Genomic DNA, 16,695 nt, shown 5'->3' with positions numbered 1-16,695 from the left:
CCGCTTATCTCCGCCTGACTCGGGTAAAAAATCCTCGATGATCCGCCCAAACCGATAATTCTGTGCCAGAATAGTTGGGAATAATCTCAAGGAAACGCCATGTCTGCTATTGAAGTTATCCTCGTTGACCACCTCGATCGTCCCACCGGCAAGATGGAAAAGCTGGAAGTGCATGAAAAAGGATTACTGCACCGCGCGGTGACGGTCTACGTCTTCAATTCCCGGCAGGAGCTGTTGCTACAACGGCGTGCCAGCGATAAATATCATTGTGGTGGCTTGTGGAGTAATACCTGCTGTGGTCATCCTTATCCTCATGAATCAACCCGCGACGCCGCCGAGCGCCGCCTGCGTGAAGAGATGGGGATGGTGGTGACGCTGACGCCGGTGTTTGAGCTGAGCTACAACCTGAAGCTGAGCAATGGCCTGACTGAACATGAGTATGGTCACGTCTTCTTTGCCGTCTGCGACAGCCTGCCGCAGCTGAATCCGCAGGAAGCGGATGCCTGGGATTATCGCCCGATGGCGCTGATTGAGCAGCAGATGCAGCAGCAGCCACAGCAGTTCACACCGTGGTTTTTGCATACCTTCCCGCGCATCCCGGACTATCTGGAGCAGTTTCCTTTTCCGCAAGTTACCGCATAAAAAAACCGCACTAAGGTGCGGTTTCAATGCTGGCCGGAGAAGCCGGGCCGGGATAAACAATGCGCCAGGGTTATGAGCCCGTTTGCTCCCTGAGCCGGCGCGCTATCCACGCCCTGACCATTGATTATCGCTGCAGCTCGAAATCTTCCGCATCCACATCATAACCCGACGGTTCCCAGCGGATCGCCAGCAGCGCCAGCAGGCCCGCCAGTGGTGCCAGGAAGATCACCCAGAACACGCCGGTGCCCAGCGCCGCAACCAGCACTGGAAACAGAAACAGCGAAACGGTAGAGCTGCCGCGCATCAGCGTCTGGTTAAAGCCGACACCCACGCCGCGCAGCGACGTCGGATAGCTCAGCGACGCAAAAGTCATAGTATGGGAGCCAGGCCCGAATCCCTGTCCAAACAGGAACAGCGCCAGCATGCCGATCGCCAGCGCGGCTTCCTGGCCGCCTTCCGGACGACCAATCAGCGCCAGCCCGAGCAGCGCCACGCACTGACAGGCATAACCCGCCACCGACATCTTCCACGCCCCGAGGCGCGGCACCAGTCGCACCGCCAGTATCCCGCCGACAAAGGCGAACAGCAGATTCAGGGCCAGCGACACCAGAATCGTGGTAAGCATTGACTGGGCAAAGAAGCTGGAGATGATCACCGGCAAGCCAAACGCCACCGCGTTATAAGCAAAAGATGAGGCAATGGAAGTGATGGTCGCCAGCAATGTACGGCGGCGATAAACACCCTGTAACAGCGCGCCATAGTTACGCCAGCTCGCCTTGCGCACCGGCATGGCAGGCGTCAGCGCGGCGTCGGCTGCCACCTGGGCATTAATATTCCACGCACTGCGTAAAATCGCCGCGGCACCTTTCAGGTCGCCCTGATTCGCCGCCCACACCGGGGATTCGCTCATGTAACGGCTACGGATGGCGATGATGATAATCGCCGGAACGGCACCAAAACCAAGGATCAGCCGCCAGAGCCAGTCGGTGTGGCTTTCGGGTAACACGGCATAGAGCAGCAGCACCAGCAGATAAGAGATGCTGATCGCCGCATACCAGGTTGGGCACCACATCGCCACGCTGGCCGCTTTATTACCCTTGCCACGCAGCCGGGAAAACTCCGCCAGAAACGCCATCGCCACCGGCAGATCGATTCCGACCCCCAGGCCCATCACAAAACGCGCGCCGGCCAGCACATACTCATTGGGGGCAAACGCACAGGCGATAGCCGCCACCACGAAAAAGAACATATCGGCCATAAACACCCGATAACGGCCAATTTTATCCGTGAGATAGCCGCCGATCAGTGCGCCGATAATGGCCCCGAAGGTGATTGCCGAGGCGACCATGCCGGTGCCGGTCGGGGTGAGATTGAATTCGCGCGTGATGTCTTTGATGCCAAAGGCCAGCGCACCCAGGTCGTAGGCGTCAAGGAAGACGCCCCCCAGCGCAATCGCCACCACAATGCGGGCATTATTACGGGCGCTGTCGCCACTGTTCACTAATCGGGAGACGTCAGCTGCGCTGCGGATCCACTGTGTTTCGCCACCGGGCGAACTCCCTGCTGTTGCCACGTGGGCGGAAGAGGTCAGGTCGGACATGATGTTGTGCGTCTTTTATTATAAAAACAGATTTCCGAGGATAGCCGTTTAGACGCCCAGACATAAATTCATTTCGGTTATATGAGATGAATTTATAATCTCAAATCGTTATCAATTTGCGATAAAGTCAGCTACATCGCCGCTGCGCCAGGCTACGCTTTTAAGGCAGATAATTTCCGCTGCACGCCTTGCCAGCCTCCCGCAGAGCGGCAGGAGGGCAGCCTGAACGCGCAGGCGCACAACGCCTTGTGAATCATCACGCACGAACAAAACGTAAAAACAACACACTGCGATAAGGAAAAAGCCATGGTCAGAATTCGGGGTTGGATGGGCGTCAGCGCTTTGCTGCTCAGCATGGGGATAGCACAGGCGGCGGACCCGGTGCGGGTCGGCTCAAAAATTGATACCGAAGGATCGCTGCTGGGCAATGTGATCCTTCAGGTGCTGGAAAAGCACGGGGTAAAAACCGTCAATAAAATTCAGCTCGGCACCACGCAGGTGGTGCGCGGTGCTATCACGGCGGGCGAACTTGATATCTATCCGGAATATACCGGCAACGGTGCATTTTTCTTCAATGATGAGAAAGACAGCGCCTGGAAAAATGCCGCTGAAGGCTACGAAAAGGTTAAGAAGCTTGATGCGGAGAAAAACCATCTGGTCTGGCTGACACCGGCTCCGGCCAATAACACCTGGACCATCGCTGTGCGAAAAGATCTGGCTGAAAAAAATCAGCTTAACTCTCTGGCGGATCTCAGCGCCTGGCTGAAAAAAGGCGGCACTTTCAAACTGGCGGCCTCAGCAGAATTTATTGAACGCAGCGATGCCTTACCCGCCTTTGAAAAAGCCTATGGCTTTGATCTCAAGCAGGACCAGCTGCTGTCGCTGGCTGGCGGCGATACCGCTGTCACCATCAGCGCAGCGGCACAGCAGACTTCCGGCGTAAACGCGGCGATGGCGTACGGCACCGACGGTCCGGTGGCAGCATTAGGTCTGCAGACGCTCAGCGATCCTAAAGGGGTTCAGCCGATTTATGCGCCGACGCCGGTGATCCGTGAATCGGTACTCAAAGCCTATCCACAGATTGCAGAGTGGCTGAAGCCGGTGTTCAGCGCGCTTGATGAGAAGACGCTGCAGCAGCTCAACGCCAGAATCGCGGTCGACGGTCAGGATGCCAGCAGCGTAGCGACCGAATGGCTGCAGCAGAAAAAGCTGCTGTAACCGATGCAGATATCGCGGGAAGCGATACGCCGTCCGGTTGAGCAGCCGGTGGCACTGCTGCTGCTGACGCTGCTGAGTCTTGCGCTGGTGGCATTGCCGTTTCTGAACTTCGCCCCGAACCGTCTGGTGGCGGGTGAACCGCTGATGGGCTGGCAGATTAGCCGCTTCGGGCTGTTGCTGCTGCCGCTGTTGACGCTGTGGCTGCTGCTGTGGCGGCATCCGACCCGCATCACGCTGATGCTGGCGCTACTGGCGGCAGAACTGATGCTGGCGGCGATCATCTGGCTCAGCGGGCATCAGGCCACCTTACTCAGCCAGCAGGGCAGCCGTCTGGCGCGCACCAGCTTTGCCAGCGGCCTGTGGTGCAGCGGCGCTCTGATCCTGCTGCTGATCACCGATCAGGTGCGGCAACTGACCCGTCATCGGCTGGCACAGCTGCTGCTCAATCTGCAGGTCTGGCTGTTGCCGCTGCTGCTGCTGTTCAGTGGCCAGCTCAGCGATCTCTCCCTGCTGAAAGAGTATGCCAACCGCCACGCGGTGTTTGATGCCGCGCTGAGCCGTCATCTCACCCTGCTGGCGGGAACGGTGCTGCCTGCGCTGATGATTGCGCTGCCGCTGGGCGTCACGCTGTTCCGGCGGCCTGGCTGGCAGGGCGGTGTGTTCGGCGTGCTGAATGTGATTCAGACTGTGCCCTCGGTGGCGCTGTTTGGTCTGCTGATTGCGCCGCTGGCCGGACTGGCTCAGCAGTTTCCGTGGCTCGGCGACTGGGGCATCAGCGGCATTGGGATGGCTCCGGCGCTGATCGCGCTGGTGCTTTACGCCCTGTTGCCGCTGGTGCGCAGCGTGGTGGTGGGGCTGCAACAGGTGCCGCACGAGGTGCGTGAGAGTGCACGTGGCGTCGGCATGAGTGGCTGGCAGCAGTTTTTCGCGGTGGATGTGCCGCTGGCGCTGCCGGTCTGGCTGGCGGGCCTGCGGGTAGTGGTGGTACAGACGCTGGGCATGGCGGTGGTCGCGGCGCTGATTGGCGCGGGCGGCTTTGGCGCAATTATTTTCCAGGGACTGCTAAGCAGTGCGCTTGATTTGGTGTTGCTGGGGGTGATCCCGGTGATTGCACTGGCGGTGATCATCGATGCGCTGTTCCGCCTGCTGATCTCACTGCTGGAGAGAAAAGATGATTGAGTTTGACGGCGTTTCCCGCGCGTTTAACGGTAAAGCGGCGGTGAAAGATCTGTCGTTACAGGTGGCGAAAGGGGAATTTTGCGTGCTGCTTGGCACCTCCGGTTCGGGCAAATCGACCACCCTGAAGATGATCAACCGGCTGGTGGAGTTTGACAGTGGTGAAATCCGCTTTGCCGGAGAGTCGATTCGCCAGCTCGATGCCCGCACGCTGCGGCGGCGCATGGGCTACGCCATTCAGTCGATTGGTCTGTTTCCGCACTGGACGGTGCGGAAGAATATCGCCACGGTGCCAGTGCTGCTGGGCTGGCCCCGGGCACAGGTCAATGAACGTATCACGGCGCTGCTGGCGCTGCTGAATCTCGACGCGCAGCTGCTGGACCGCTATCCGCATCAGCTCTCAGGGGGGCAGCAGCAGCGCATCGGCGTGGCGCGGGCGCTGGCGGCGGATCCGGAGGTGTTACTGATGGATGAGCCGTTTGGTGCACTCGACCCGGTGACGCGCGGGGTGCTGCAACAGGAGATGTTGCGCATTCATCAACTGTCGGGCCGCACCATCGTGCTGGTGACGCACGACATCGACGAAGCGCTGACGCTGGCAGACCGTATTGTGCTGATGGATAACGGCGAGATTGTTCAGCAGGGCAGGCCAGTGGAGCTGCTGACCCAGCCGAAAAATGATTTTGTGCGCGACTTTTTTGGTCGCAGCGAAATGGGAGTACGGCTGCTGTCCCTGGAGCAGGTCGGTAATGCCGTGCGGCGCGGCGAGTGGCTGCCGGGCGAACCGATCGCTGCGGCACTGACGCTGCGCGATGCCCTGTCGCAGTTTATCGCCCGGCGTACCGATAAATTGCCGGTCATCGACGATCAGCAGCGGCCGCTGGGCGTGCTCCACTTTGGCGATCTGCTGCAACTGCGCGAGGATTTAACATGCGCAGGCTAAGGGATCCGCTGCTGTGGCTGGTGCTGTTCTACGGCGCGCTGCTGACCCTGATGCCTTACAGCGGGCCGCTGTTTCACCGCTGGTTTCCCGAACTGGCGCGGCCACTCTATCAGCAGGAGAGCTTCTGGCAACTGACGCTGGCGCATCTGTTTCTGGTGATCACCGCCAGCCTGCTGGCGATTGTGATTGGCATTGGCAGTGGTGTTCTGGTGACGCGGCGGGCGGGGCGGGCCTTCCGGCCGCTGATGGAAACCATTGTGGCGGCAGGGCAGACGATTCCGCCGGTGGCGGTGCTGGCGATTGCGGTGCCGGTGATGGGATTTGGTGCCTGGCCTGCGGTTGTGGCGCTGCTGCTCTACGGATTGCTGCCGATTTTACAGGGGACGCTGGCGGGTATTGATAGCGTACCGGCCAGCAGTCGGGAGATCGCCATCGGGGTCGGCATGAGTAGCTGGCAGCGGCTGTGGCAGATTGAGCTGGCGCTGGCTGCGCCGGTCATCATCGCCGGGATACGCACCTCGGTGATCATCAACATCGGCACCGCTGCCATCGCCTCGACGGTCGGCGCGAAAAGTCTGGGATCGCCGGTGATTATCGGCTTAAGCGGCTTTAATACAGCCTATGTGATTCAGGGGGCATTACTGGTGGCGCTGCTGGCGATAGTCAGCGATCGCCTGTTTGAACGCCTGCAGCGCTGGCTTAGCGTGAGTGAACGATGAGAGAGTATCCCACCAGCATCAGACCGCCGGTGCCACCTGCCGCCATAATAAAAAACAGCGTAGCGAAGAAAGCTTTTTTACAGTTCATGGGTAAAACCTGAGCTCGTTAACAGTGAGGCGGGGATAATAGCGCGCGCAAGGCAGCAGGCAAAGTGCCCGGCGTGCGTTTTTGTTATCAGGCGGGGTCGTGCAACCGCACGGCATAGCCCTGTTCCTGCCAGTGTGACAGCTGTTCCTGCTGGCGGCGGGTCAGTTTTTTACCGGTAAAGACAAACATATTCATGCCGGGAAAGAGTTCAGGACGCGGTAAATCCAGCGGTTCTGCCAGCACATCAATGCGCCAGCCATGCTGCGACAGACGCCAGCCTTCCAGCCAGATGCGGGTACGATCGTCGATACCCCAGCCAATAATCAGCGCATCTTTACCCGATTTTTTGCGGCTGCCGGTCAGGCAGAACGCGACATAATCGATCAGCAAACCATCCAGCAGACTGCACATGGTGCGGGCGGTGTTCTGATCCAGACTCAGCTTCTGGCGCACCGGCATAAAAACATGGTCGATCAGCGCATCAATCGGATGTTCGCGACCAATCGCGGCAATTTTATTACGAAGTTTAGCGGGTCTGACGTGACGCAGGACGCTGATCAGCTCATCCTGGAGTGTGGTCCAGCCGTCATGGGCATCTACATCGCCACCTTCCAGCAGTGCCTTAACTTTACCGACCGGCACGCCGCTTTCAATCCAGCGCATAATCTCTTCGATGCGATGAACATCTTCTTCGTCAAACTGACGATGTCCGCCTTCGGTACGTTGCGGCTTCAGTAAGCCATAACGACGCTGCCAGGCGCGCAGGGTGACTGGGTTTATGCCACAGCGCTCGGCGACGTCACCGATACTGTATAAGGTCATAAATTCCTCTTTCGATTGGTCTGAGTGTAATTACCATAACGAAGCCGACTAAGTTGTACAATACATTTCTCGATGTACAACTTGACTGATACGCCGTTTCTTCGCTATATCTCATATAAGAGAATTATTCCCAAATATGAGAAAACACCATGTCAGAGCTGAATACGGAGCAACGACTGGCGGTGAGGCTGGCAGAATTACGCCTGCAACGCGGCTGGTCGCTGGATGAACTTGCTGTCGCAACGGGCATCAGTCGTGCGTCATTATCGCGCATTGAGCGAAGCGAGACCAGCCCTACTGCTGCGCTGCTTAACCGTCTGTGTGTTGCCTACGGATTAACGATGTCGCGCCTGCTCAGTGAAGTGGAGGAGGAGTCCAGTCTTCTGATCAGAGATGACCAGCAGCCCGTGTGGCAGGATGAATCCAGCGGATTTATTCGCCGGAATGTTTCACCCCCTGCGCTTCATTTCCGATGCGAACTGGTTGAGGGCAGATTACGGCCCGGTGCACGTATAGATTACGATGCGCCACCCATTCAGGGGCTGGAGCAGCATATCTGGCTGCGCGAGGGCGGCCTCACCGTCACGATGGGGACGCAGCAGTGGGCGCTGAAGCCCGGTGACTGCTTACGTTTTCATCTGGTCGGGAAATCGGCTTTTGAGGCACACCTGACTGACGGCGCGCGCTATTTACTGGTGGTGGCGAAACCATGATCGATTACACAATACTTCGCGCCGACGAAGCGCAACAGCAACTGGGCGAACTTACAGCGGTGCTGCAGGCCTGTGTGGCAGACGGCGCCAGCGTCGGCTTTATTGATGCCGCAGACGAAGAGGTGATGACGCGATTCTGGCAGCAGCGGATTGCCGGTCTGGCAGACGGCGACAGCGAATTATTCGTTGCGCGGCAGCACGGTCGCATCGTGGGCACGGTCATGCTCACTGGCAGCGCCATGCCTAATGGCCGACACCGGGCGGAGATCAGCAAACTGCTGGTGCATCCGCAGGCACGCCGTCAGGGCATCGCGCGCGAGCTGATGCAGCGCGCTGAGCAGCAGGCCCGCGCGCAGGGCAAAACGCTGCTGGTGCTGGATACGCGCAGCGGCGATGTCGCCAGCGATCTCTATCGCTCGCTGGGCTGGCAGGTAGCGGGGTCGATCCCGTTTTATGCCGAATCCACCGCCGGCGTGCTGGATTCCACCACTTATATGTACCAGGTGCTGGCGTAGCCAGCCGCTACCTCATGCGGCTGGCCTTTCTTTATGCCTGAGCGGCCCGGGTTGACGGGTTGCCCGCACGACCCTGAAACGGGCAACCGCTGAAATTTACGACGTCGCACGAAAAATTCGGCGCGAAAGCTGACGCCAACAGGATACTGTGTAAAAATACAGGCCATATTTTCGGTGTGGTAACGCAAATCATGGCCCTGACAGCCGCAGTAAAAAGCCAGATAGCGCAGTGGTATAAAGCGCTTCAGGAGCAGGTGCCTGACTTCATCCCGCGTGCGCCGCAGCGCCAGATGATCGCCGAAGTGGCGAAGTGCCTGGCGGGCGACGATTCGCGCCATCTGGCGGTTGAAGCGCCAACCGGCGTGGGCAAAACCCTCTCTTATCTGATCCCGGGCATCGCGGCCAGCCGCGCCCAGGAGAAGCGGCTGGTGATCAGCACCGCCAACGTGGCGCTGCAGGATCAAATCTTCACCAAAGATCTGCCGCTGCTGAAAAAAATCATTCCCGATCTCACCTTTACCGCCGCCTTTGGTCGCGGGCGCTATGTCTGTCCGCGTAATCTGGCGGCGATGGCGGCCGATGACGATGAGCAGGGCGATCTGCTGCTTTATCTGGACGATGACGCCGTCAGCAGCACTAAAGAGGAGCAGACGCAGTGTGGCCGGTTGCAGAAATCGCTGGATCGCTATCAGTGGGACGGCCTGCGCGATCACAGCGACGAGAACGTCAGCGACAGCCTGTGGCAGCGGCTCTCCACCGACAAAGCGAGCTGCCTTGGCGCACACTGTCGCTGGTATCGTGAATGCCCGTTCTTTGTGGCGCGGCGCGAAATCGAGCAGGTGGATGTAGTGGTGGCGAACCATGCGCTGGTCATGGCCGCAATGGAGAATGAGTCGGTGCTGCCACCGGCTAAAAACCTGATGCTGGTGCTGGATGAAGGGCATCATCTGCCGGAAGTGGCGCGCGATGCGCTGGAGATGAGCGCCGACATCACGCCGGGCTGGAGCAGCCTGCAACTCGACCTCTTTATCAAGCTGGTGGAGAGCATCATGACGCAGATGCGGCCAAAATCACCGCCGCCGCTGGCTAACCCGGAGCGGCTGAAAGCGCACTGCGATGAGCTGCGTGAACTGCTGACGATTACCGCTCAGGCGCTGAATCCGCTGCTGCCACCGCATAATCAGCCGGGCGAATTCCGCTTTGTGCTGGGGGCGCTGCCGCAGGAGCTGCTGGATCTCTGCGCCCGGCTCTTTAAGCTCAGCGATGCGCTACGCGGCCTGAGTGAAGGTTTGATTAATGCGCTGAGCGAGCAGACCGGCAAGGTGGATGTGGTGCGACTGCATCGCAATCTGCTGCAGCTCAATCGCCAGTTTGGCTGGTTCGAATCGGTCAGCAAACTGTGGCGGCTGGCGGCGATGGAAAAAGCCTCTGGCGCGCCGGTGTCGAAGTGGATCACCCGCGAGCTGCGCGAAGGTCAGGCGCACCTGCTGTTTCACTGCGCCGGCATCCGCGTCAGCGACCAGCTGGAGAAGATGCTGTGGCGTAAAATTCCGCACGTGGTCGTGACCTCCGCCACCCTGCGATCGCTTAACAGTTTCAACCGCCTGCAGGAGATGTCGGGACTCAGCGAGAAGGCGGGCGACCGCTTTGTGGCACTGGACTCCCCGTTTAACCACGTGGAGCAGGGCAAGCTGGTGATCCCGCAGATGCGCTATGAGCCGCTGATGACGCACGAAGCGGAGCATATCGCGGAGATGGCCGGTTTCTTCCGGCAGCAGATGGCGGAGAAAAAGCACAAAGGCGTGCTGGTGCTGTTTGCCAGCAACCGGGCGATGCAGCAGTTTGTCGCCTGTCTGCCCGACCTGCGCCTCTCAATGCTGGTTCAGGGCGATCAGCCGCGCAGCCGCCTGGTCGATCTGCATCGTCAGCGTGTCGCTAAAGGGGAAACCAGCATCCTGATTGGCCTGCAGTCTTTTGCCGAAGGGCTGGATCTCAAAGGCGATCTGCTGAGTCAGGTGCATATCCACAAAATCGCTTTTCCCCCGGTAGACAGTCCGGTAATTTTGACCGAAGGCGAGTGGCTGAAAAGCCTGAAACGCTATCCGTTTGAGGTGCAGAGCTTACCCAGCGCCTCTTTTACCCTGATTCAACAGGTCGGACGCCTGATTCGCAGCCATCAATGTTATGGCGAAATCGTTATTTACGACCGCCGTCTGCTTAGCAAATCCTACGGCAGCCGGCTGTTAGCGGCGCTGCCGATCTTCCCGATTGAGCAGCCGGAAACGCCAGAGCCGGCAGCGATACCGGCCACCGTGGTGCCAAAAAATACGGTGCGTAAACGACGTCCCACGCGGCGCTGAGCCGCGCACTTAACCGGAAGCGAGTGATGGAACTGAATAAAATCATTAAAGAGATTGGTCGCGGTAAAAATCATGCCCGCGATATCGATTTTGATACCGCCGTGGCGCTCTATGGCGCGATGCTGGCGGGCGAGGTGCCGGATCTGGAGCTGGGCGGCATTCTGATTGCGCTGCGTATTAAAGGCGAAGGCGAAGCGGAAATGCGCGGCTTTTATCAGGCGATGCAGGCGCAGATGATGCAACTGCAGGCGCCGGAAAACCGCCCGATGCCGGTTGTGATCCCCAGCTACAACGGTGCGCGGCGGCAGGGCAATCTCACGCCGTTGCTGGCGCTGCTGCTGGTAAAACTGGGCTTCCCGGTGCTGGTGCATGGCGTCAGCGACGACGCGACGCGCATCACCAGTGAAGCGGTGTTTGCCGCGCTGGGTATTGCCCCCGTCACCACCGCAGAGGCGGCGCAGGCAAAACTCGATCAGGGCGAACTCGTGTTTATCACCATCGATCATCTCTGCCCGCCAATGGCGAAACAGCTGTCGCTGCGCTGGCGAATGGGCGTGCGTAACAGCGCGCATACGCTGGCAAAACTGGCGACCCCGTTTGCCGAACGTGCGGCGCTGCGTCTGTCGAGCGTGTCGCATCCGGAGTATGTGCCGCGTGTGGCGAAATTCTTCAGTGACATCGATGCGCCTGCGATACTGCTCAATGGCACCGAAGGGGAAGTCTATGCCAATCCACAGCGCTGCCCGGCGATCAGCATGATTCAGGGCGCAGGCGCAGAAGCGGAAGTATGGGTTGAGCGTCAGCCTGAAGTGGCCGTTGAACTGCCGGCGGACAAGACGGCAGAGGTAACCGCGCGCTGGATTGAGCAGGTTCTGAATCAGCAGCGGCCGGTGCCCGCATCACTGCGACTTCAGCTCGCCTGCTGCCTGCGCGCCAGCGGCCAGTGCGCCTCGCTGGCGGCGGCAGAGCAGCAGATCCTCGCCGCCGGTTACTGACTCAGGCTGCTGGCAGCGCCTGTTCAACCAGGTTCTGCCAGAAAGTAATGCCAATTGGCAGCAGCGCGTCGTTGAAGTCATAGCGGGCGTTGTGCAGCGGGGCGGAAGGCGTATCGCCATCCGCGCCCAGCCAGAAGTAAGCACCCGGACAGGCCTCCATCATGCAGGCAAAATCTTCAGACGCCATCGACGGATTGACCTGCCACTGAACCTGTTCGGCTCCCAGCGTCGCCAGCGCCACCTCGCGCACCTGCTCAGCCGGGGCAGCATGGTTGGCGGTCACCGGATAACCCGGTAACCACTCAATCTCACCGCTGACACCAAACGGACGTGGCAGGGTAGCGACAAATTCATCAATCAGCCCGCGTACTTTTTCGCGCACGCTGGTCTGCAGGCAACGCACCGTGCCGCGCAGTACAATCTGTTCCGGGATCACGTTGATTGCTTCGCCACCGTGGATCTGCGTCACGCTGACCACCGCCGAGGCGAGCGGCGAGAGCCGACGTGACGGAATTGTCTGCAGCGCCAGAATCAGCTCGGCCGCCACCACCATTGGATCGGCACCGCTTTCCGGCATCGCCGCGTGGCAGCTTTTGCCGTGCAGGGTAATCTCAAACGAATCCAGCGACGCCATCATGGCGCCAGGGTTAACCGCCAGTGACCCCAGCGGCAGGCCCGGCCAGTTGTGCATCGCATAGATCGCATCCATCGGGAAGCGCTGGAACAGTCCCTCTTCCACCATTTTGCGCGCACCGCCCAGGTTCTCTTCGGCAGGCTGAAAAATGAAATGTACCGTGCCGCGGAACTGGCGTGTGGCGGCCAGCTGTCGGGCGGCGGCCAGCAGAATGGCGCTGTGACCGTCGTGCCCGCAGGCGTGCATCACGCCAGGAGTCGCGGAGCGCCATTCAGTGTCGCCTTTTTCCGTAATCGGCAGCGCATCCATATCCGCACGCAGCCCGATAACCGGGCCGGGACCGTTTTCCAGCGTGCCGATTACGCCGGTGCCCGCCAGACCGCGAAACACCTGCAATCCCGCCCGCTCTAACTCATCAGCGATAAACTGGCTGGTTTGCTGTTCCTGGTAACCTAATTCGGGGTGGCGATGAAACTCACGGCGCCAGCGCAGGGCATCTTCAAGCAGGGCAGGGGAAAGGGTCATGCAGAGTCGCGCTCCATACAGAATGAGAAGATTTCACTTTAGAGGTCGGGTGGCGCTGCGTCTATCGCCGGCAGGACGAAATCTGGCTATAGGCTAAATCAAAATGGAATAAGTAATAAGGAAGTGATGTCCGGGCAGGGCTTCAGAATGGAAAAACGCGAAGAAAACGGGGCAAGTCGCTGCCCGCCCCGTTCAGCGTATTACTTCTGCATCGGCAGGTTCAGATCGTGCTCTGCCGCGCAACTTTGTGCCAGCTCATAACCCGCGTCGGCATGACGCATCACGCCGGTGGCCGGATCATTCCACAACACCCGACCCAGACGCGCATCCGCCTCTTTGCTGCCATCACAGACAATCACCATACCGGCGTGCTGCGAGAAGCCCATGCCGACACCGCCGCCATGATGCAGGCTGACCCAGGTCGCACCGCCTGCGGTGTTCAGCAGCGCGTTGAGCAGCGGCCAGTCTGAGATTGCATCCGAGCCATCCTTCATCGCTTCGGTTTCACGGTTAGGTGAGGCAACCGAGCCGCAGTCGAGATGGTCGCGGCCAATCACCACCGGCGCTTTCAGCTCGCCGTTGCGGACCATTTCATTGAACGCCAGACCGGCAAGATGCCGTTCGCCCAGTCCCAGCCAGCAGATACGTGCTGGCAATCCCTGGAAGGCGATGCGCTCCTGCGCCATATCCAGCCAGCGATGCAGCGTTTTGTGGTGCGGGAACAGTTCCTTGAGTTTCGCGTCGGTCTTGTAGATATCTTCCGGATCGCCGGACAGCGCCACCCAGCGGAACGGACCTTTTCCTTCGCAGAACAGCGGACGGATGTAGGCCGGTACAAAGCCAGGGAAGTCGAAGGCGTTGCTGACACCCTCATCCAGCGCGACCTGACGGATATTGTTGCCGTAGTCCACGGTCGGGATGCCCATATGACAGAAGTCGAGCATCGCCTGCACGTGGACCGCCATTGACGCACGTGCCGCTTTCTCTACTGCCTTCGGCTGTGAGACGCGCTCCTGCTGCCAGCGCACCAGATCCCAGCCAGCCGGCAGATAGCCATTAATCGGATCGTGTGCCGAGGTCTGATCGGTGACGATGTCCGGTTTTGGCCCGCCCGCCCGGGCGCGTTTCACCAGCTCCGGCAGGATCTCGGCGGCATTGCCCAGCAGCCCGACCGAAATCGCTTTTTTCGCCGCGGTCGCTTCGCTGATTAACGCCAGCGCTTCATCCAGCGTGGTGGCTTTGTAATCTACATAGCGGGTACGCAGGCGGAAATCGATGCGCGACTCCTGACACTCAATCGCCAGCACACAGGCCCCGGCCAGAACACCCGCCAGCGGTTGCGCGCCGCCCATGCCGCCCAGCCCGGCGGTGAGGATCCAGCGTCCGCTGAGGTCGTTGTTGTAGTGCTGACGTCCCGCTTCCACGAAGGTTTCGTAGGTGCCCTGCACGATGCCCTGCGCGCCGATATAGATCCAGGAACCGGCGGTCATCTGGCCGTACATCATCAGGCCCGCTTTATCCAGCTCATGGAAGTGATCCCAGGTTGCCCAGTGCGGCACCAGATTGGAGTTTGCCAGCAGTACGCGGGGTGCATCCGCGTGGGTGCGGAAAATGCCGACCGGCTTGCCGCTCTGGATCAGCAGGGTTTCATCCGGCTGCAGTGCCCGCAGCGAACGCAGGATCTGCTCGAAGCACTCCCAGTTACGCGCCGCCTTACCGATGCCGCCGTAAACCACCAGATCTTCCGGTCGCTCGGCAACATCGGGATCAAGGTTGTTCTGAATCATGCGGTAAGCGGCTTCAATCAGCCAGTTGGCGCAGTGCAGCGTGGTACCGTGAGGCGCGCGAATTTCACGTGCCACAGCCTGAGAAAGAGTTTCGCTCATGAAAGATTCCTTAATTCAAGAAGTTGGGCGCATGCTCGGCAGCAGCGCGGTTAATGCCTGAGGCCAGTCAGTGCGACTTGCCCACTGACGCATTGCCTCGATATCGGGAGCCAGCAGGCGATCCTCCTCAAGGAAGGCGACCTGCTCGCGAATGGTGTCGATGGCCTGCTCAATCAGCGCAGAGCTTTTCAGCGGCCGGTTGAATTCAATGCCCTGTGCAGCGGCCATCGCCTCAATGCCCACGACTGCGGCGCTGTTAAAGCACATGCTGCCGAGACGGCGCGCGGCGTAGGTCGCCATCGAGACGTGATCTTCCTGATTAGCGGAGGTCGGCAGGCTGTCGACGCTGCCCGGATGGGCCAGCGATTTATTCTCAGAGGCCAGCGCGGCGGCGGTCACCTGGGCGATCATAAAGCCGGAATTCACGCCGCCGTCGCGCACCAGGAAGGGCGGCAGGCCTGACAAGCCGCTGTCCAGCAGCAGCGCCAGCCGCCGCTCGGAGATGGCTCCGACTTCGGCAATCGCCAGCGCCAGGATATCCGCAGCAAAGGCCACCGGCTCGGCGTGGAAGTTGCCGCCGGAGATCACATCGCCGCTGTCGCTGAACACCAGCGGGTTGTCAGAGGCCGCGTTCGCTTCGATTTCCAGAATCCGCGCCGCGTGGCTGAAGTTGTCCAGGCAGGCACCCATCACCTGCGGCACGCAGCGGATGGAGTAGGGATCCTGAACGCGGCCGCAATGCGTATGCGACAGCACTATTTCACTGCCCTCAATCAGGGTACTGACGGCAGCAGCGACCGCAATCTGACCATGCTGGCCGCGCGCCTGATGGATACGGGCGTCGAACGGTTTCAGTGAGCCTTTAATCGCTTCCAGCGACAGCGCACCGGCCATCAGACCGGCGGCAAACAGGTTTTCACCCTCAAACAGGCCGCGCAGCGCCAGCGCAGTTGAGGCCTGAGTGCCGTTAAGCAGCGCCAGTCCCTCTTTCGGGCCGAGTACAAACGGCGACAGGCCCACGCTTGCCAGTCCTTCGGTGGCCGGGATCAACTCACCCCTGAGCCGGACCTGACCTTCGCCCAGCAGCATCAGCGACATGTGCGCCAGCGGTGCCAGATCGCCGGAGGCACCGACCGAGCCTTTTTCCGGGATGCAGGGCATTACGCCCGCATTGAACAGCGCCAGCAGCGCCTCAACCAGTTCGATTCGCACGCCAGAGTGACCGCGCGCCAGGCTGATGATTTTGGTGGCGACCACCAGACGGGTAACATTGTCTGGCAGCAGATCGCCCAGCCCGACGCTGTGTGACAGCACCAGATTACGCTGCAGATCCGCCAGCCGGCTGGCCGGGATTTGCGTCTGCGCCAGCTTGCCGAAGCCGGTATTAATGCCATATACCACGTTGCCGGAGGCGACAATCGCATCCACGGTTTGCTGCGCCGTCGCAATGGCCTGACGCGCGGGCTCATCAAGCGTCAGCGTGACGTTACCCTGATAGATAGCGCGTAATGTGGCGAGGTCCACCTCGCCTGGCACCAGGCGCAAAACCTGAAACGAACCTGACATAGCCTACTCCTGTCTATACAAGTGTGCTGGTGTGGCTAAACTGCTCTCCTTGCCCTGATCCAGCGGAATAATACGAGTGAAACATAAGCGTTAATTCTTGTCTATGCTTGTCTATACAATCAAAGGGAGCAAGCAAGTGCCGTGCCAGGCCGATCACAAAAATCGATTGCCCGTCCGCTGCGGGTTGACTATTTAGCGCTACTCAGAGGCTGCACCATCAGGATGCGCAGGCTGCACCATTGGGGCACCGCGCAGCGTACTGGATGTATATACATTCACACGGTGAGACAGTA

The 16,695-nt window shown here is 59.8% G+C and carries 14 protein-coding genes; 9 read left to right on the top strand and 5 right to left on the bottom strand.

Annotated features, from left to right (window positions below):
* Nucleotides 1–99 precede the first annotated feature (99 nt).
* On the top strand, nucleotides 100–642 hold the full coding sequence (idi, locus tag EPG66_RS05845) for an isopentenyl-diphosphate Delta-isomerase (RefSeq protein ID WP_010254245.1): 543 nt from the start codon (nucleotides 100–102) through the stop codon (nucleotides 640–642).
* Between the two features lie 124 nt (nucleotides 643–766).
* Here idi and EPG66_RS05840 read toward each other — a convergent pair whose 3' ends face one another.
* Nucleotides 767–2,242, bottom strand: a complete 1,476-nt coding sequence (locus tag EPG66_RS05840) for an MFS transporter (RefSeq protein ID WP_064704698.1) — start codon at nucleotides 2,240–2,242, stop codon at nucleotides 767–769.
* Between the two features lie 306 nt (nucleotides 2,243–2,548).
* On the opposite strand from EPG66_RS05840, the gene osmF reads away from it, so the two are divergent.
* The 4 genes from osmF to EPG66_RS05820 are packed head-to-tail and all read left to right on the top strand — an operon-like array spanning nucleotide 2,549 to nucleotide 6,298.
* Nucleotides 2,549–3,460 (top strand): glycine betaine ABC transporter substrate-binding protein OsmF, encoded by a 912-nt coding sequence (gene osmF, locus EPG66_RS05835; protein ID WP_033766761.1) that lies wholly within the window; start codon nucleotides 2,549–2,551, stop codon nucleotides 3,458–3,460.
* Between the two features lie 3 nt (nucleotides 3,461–3,463).
* The gene (locus EPG66_RS05830) at nucleotides 3,464–4,639 is read left to right on the top strand and encodes an ABC transporter permease (RefSeq protein WP_182686211.1); all 1,176 of its coding nucleotides are present in this window, start codon (nucleotides 3,464–3,466) and stop codon (nucleotides 4,637–4,639) included.
* Nucleotides 4,632–5,579: an ABC transporter ATP-binding protein gene (locus EPG66_RS05825; RefSeq protein WP_010254263.1), complete on the top strand. Its 948-nt coding sequence runs from the start codon at nucleotides 4,632–4,634 to the stop codon at nucleotides 5,577–5,579. The genes EPG66_RS05830 and EPG66_RS05825 overlap by 8 nt, the downstream gene beginning before the upstream one ends.
* Complete coding sequence (locus EPG66_RS05820; protein WP_010669716.1) at nucleotides 5,567–6,298, top strand: ABC transporter permease; 732 nt, start codon at nucleotides 5,567–5,569, stop codon at nucleotides 6,296–6,298. Before EPG66_RS05825 ends, EPG66_RS05820 begins: the two co-directional genes overlap by 13 nt.
* A gap of 175 nt (nucleotides 6,299–6,473) precedes the next feature.
* On the opposite strand, the gene EPG66_RS05815 is transcribed toward EPG66_RS05820, so the two are convergent.
* On the bottom strand, nucleotides 6,474–7,208 hold the full coding sequence (locus EPG66_RS05815) for a MerR family transcriptional regulator (protein ID WP_010254274.1): 735 nt from the start codon (nucleotides 7,206–7,208) through the stop codon (nucleotides 6,474–6,476).
* Nucleotides 7,209–7,357: 149 nt separating this feature from the next.
* On the opposite strand from EPG66_RS05815, the gene EPG66_RS05810 reads away from it, so the two are divergent.
* From EPG66_RS05810 to ybiB, 4 genes are all read left to right on the top strand, one after another.
* A complete protein-coding gene (locus EPG66_RS05810; protein ID WP_083068628.1) occupies nucleotides 7,358–7,921 on the top strand; it encodes an XRE family transcriptional regulator in 564 nt (187 codons plus the stop codon).
* On the top strand, nucleotides 7,918–8,436 hold the full coding sequence (locus tag EPG66_RS05805; protein WP_182686209.1) for a GNAT family N-acetyltransferase: 519 nt from the start codon (nucleotides 7,918–7,920) through the stop codon (nucleotides 8,434–8,436). The genes EPG66_RS05810 and EPG66_RS05805 overlap by 4 nt, the downstream gene beginning before the upstream one ends.
* Nucleotides 8,437–8,627: 191 nt before the next feature.
* Complete coding sequence (gene dinG / locus EPG66_RS05800) at nucleotides 8,628–10,796, top strand: ATP-dependent DNA helicase DinG (RefSeq protein WP_033767358.1); 2,169 nt, start codon at nucleotides 8,628–8,630, stop codon at nucleotides 10,794–10,796.
* A 26-nt stretch (nucleotides 10,797–10,822) separates the two neighbouring features.
* Nucleotides 10,823–11,791: a DNA-binding protein YbiB gene (gene ybiB / locus EPG66_RS05795; protein WP_069025980.1), complete on the top strand. Its 969-nt coding sequence runs from the start codon at nucleotides 10,823–10,825 to the stop codon at nucleotides 11,789–11,791.
* Nucleotide 11,792: 1 nt separating this feature from the next.
* On the opposite strand, the gene EPG66_RS05790 is transcribed toward ybiB, so the two are convergent.
* From EPG66_RS05790 to hutH, 3 genes are all read right to left on the bottom strand, one after another.
* Complete coding sequence (locus tag EPG66_RS05790) at nucleotides 11,793–12,950, bottom strand: M20 aminoacylase family protein (RefSeq protein WP_031591721.1); 1,158 nt, start codon at nucleotides 12,948–12,950, stop codon at nucleotides 11,793–11,795.
* Nucleotides 12,951–13,150: 200 nt separating this feature from the next.
* Nucleotides 13,151–14,836, bottom strand: coding sequence for a urocanate hydratase (gene hutU / locus EPG66_RS05785; RefSeq protein WP_022625986.1), 1,686 nt, complete (start codon nucleotides 14,834–14,836; stop codon nucleotides 13,151–13,153).
* A 15-nt stretch (nucleotides 14,837–14,851) separates the two neighbouring features.
* Nucleotides 14,852–16,402 (bottom strand): histidine ammonia-lyase, encoded by a 1,551-nt coding sequence (gene hutH, locus EPG66_RS05780; protein ID WP_182686207.1) that lies wholly within the window; start codon nucleotides 16,400–16,402, stop codon nucleotides 14,852–14,854.
* Nucleotides 16,403–16,695 lie beyond the last annotated feature (293 nt).

The sequence above is a fragment of the Pantoea pleuroti genome (genome assembly GCF_014156615.1).
Lineage (GTDB): Bacteria > Pseudomonadota > Gammaproteobacteria > Enterobacterales > Enterobacteriaceae > Pantoea > Pantoea agglomerans.
Note: the sequence above shows the minus strand (reverse complement) of the source record. Positions and strands in the feature narration are given on the sequence as shown.

What these genes read in the sequence shown, in the direction of transcription:
- idi (WP_010254245.1), top strand. Translation starts at nt 100, where the DNA reads ATGTCTGCTATTGAAGTTATCCTCGTTGACCACCTCGATCGTCCCACC.
- EPG66_RS05840 (WP_064704698.1), bottom strand. Translation starts at nt 2,242, where the DNA reads ATGTCCGACCTGACCTCTTCCGCCCACGTGGCAACAGCAGGGAGTTCG.
- osmF (WP_033766761.1), top strand. Translation starts at nt 2,549, where the DNA reads ATGGTCAGAATTCGGGGTTGGATGGGCGTCAGCGCTTTGCTGCTCAGC.
- EPG66_RS05830 (WP_182686211.1), top strand. Translation starts at nt 3,464, where the DNA reads ATGCAGATATCGCGGGAAGCGATACGCCGTCCGGTTGAGCAGCCGGTG.
- EPG66_RS05825 (WP_010254263.1), top strand. Translation starts at nt 4,632, where the DNA reads ATGATTGAGTTTGACGGCGTTTCCCGCGCGTTTAACGGTAAAGCGGCG.
- EPG66_RS05820 (WP_010669716.1), top strand. Translation starts at nt 5,567, where the DNA reads ATGCGCAGGCTAAGGGATCCGCTGCTGTGGCTGGTGCTGTTCTACGGC.
- EPG66_RS05815 (WP_010254274.1), bottom strand. Translation starts at nt 7,208, where the DNA reads ATGACCTTATACAGTATCGGTGACGTCGCCGAGCGCTGTGGCATAAAC.
- EPG66_RS05810 (WP_083068628.1), top strand. Translation starts at nt 7,358, where the DNA reads ATGTCAGAGCTGAATACGGAGCAACGACTGGCGGTGAGGCTGGCAGAA.
- EPG66_RS05805 (WP_182686209.1), top strand. Translation starts at nt 7,918, where the DNA reads ATGATCGATTACACAATACTTCGCGCCGACGAAGCGCAACAGCAACTG.
- dinG (WP_033767358.1), top strand. Translation starts at nt 8,628, where the DNA reads ATGGCCCTGACAGCCGCAGTAAAAAGCCAGATAGCGCAGTGGTATAAA.
- ybiB (WP_069025980.1), top strand. Translation starts at nt 10,823, where the DNA reads ATGGAACTGAATAAAATCATTAAAGAGATTGGTCGCGGTAAAAATCAT.
- EPG66_RS05790 (WP_031591721.1), bottom strand. Translation starts at nt 12,950, where the DNA reads ATGACCCTTTCCCCTGCCCTGCTTGAAGATGCCCTGCGCTGGCGCCGT.
- hutU (WP_022625986.1), bottom strand. Translation starts at nt 14,836, where the DNA reads ATGAGCGAAACTCTTTCTCAGGCTGTGGCACGTGAAATTCGCGCGCCT.
- hutH (WP_182686207.1), bottom strand. Translation starts at nt 16,402, where the DNA reads ATGTCAGGTTCGTTTCAGGTTTTGCGCCTGGTGCCAGGCGAGGTGGAC.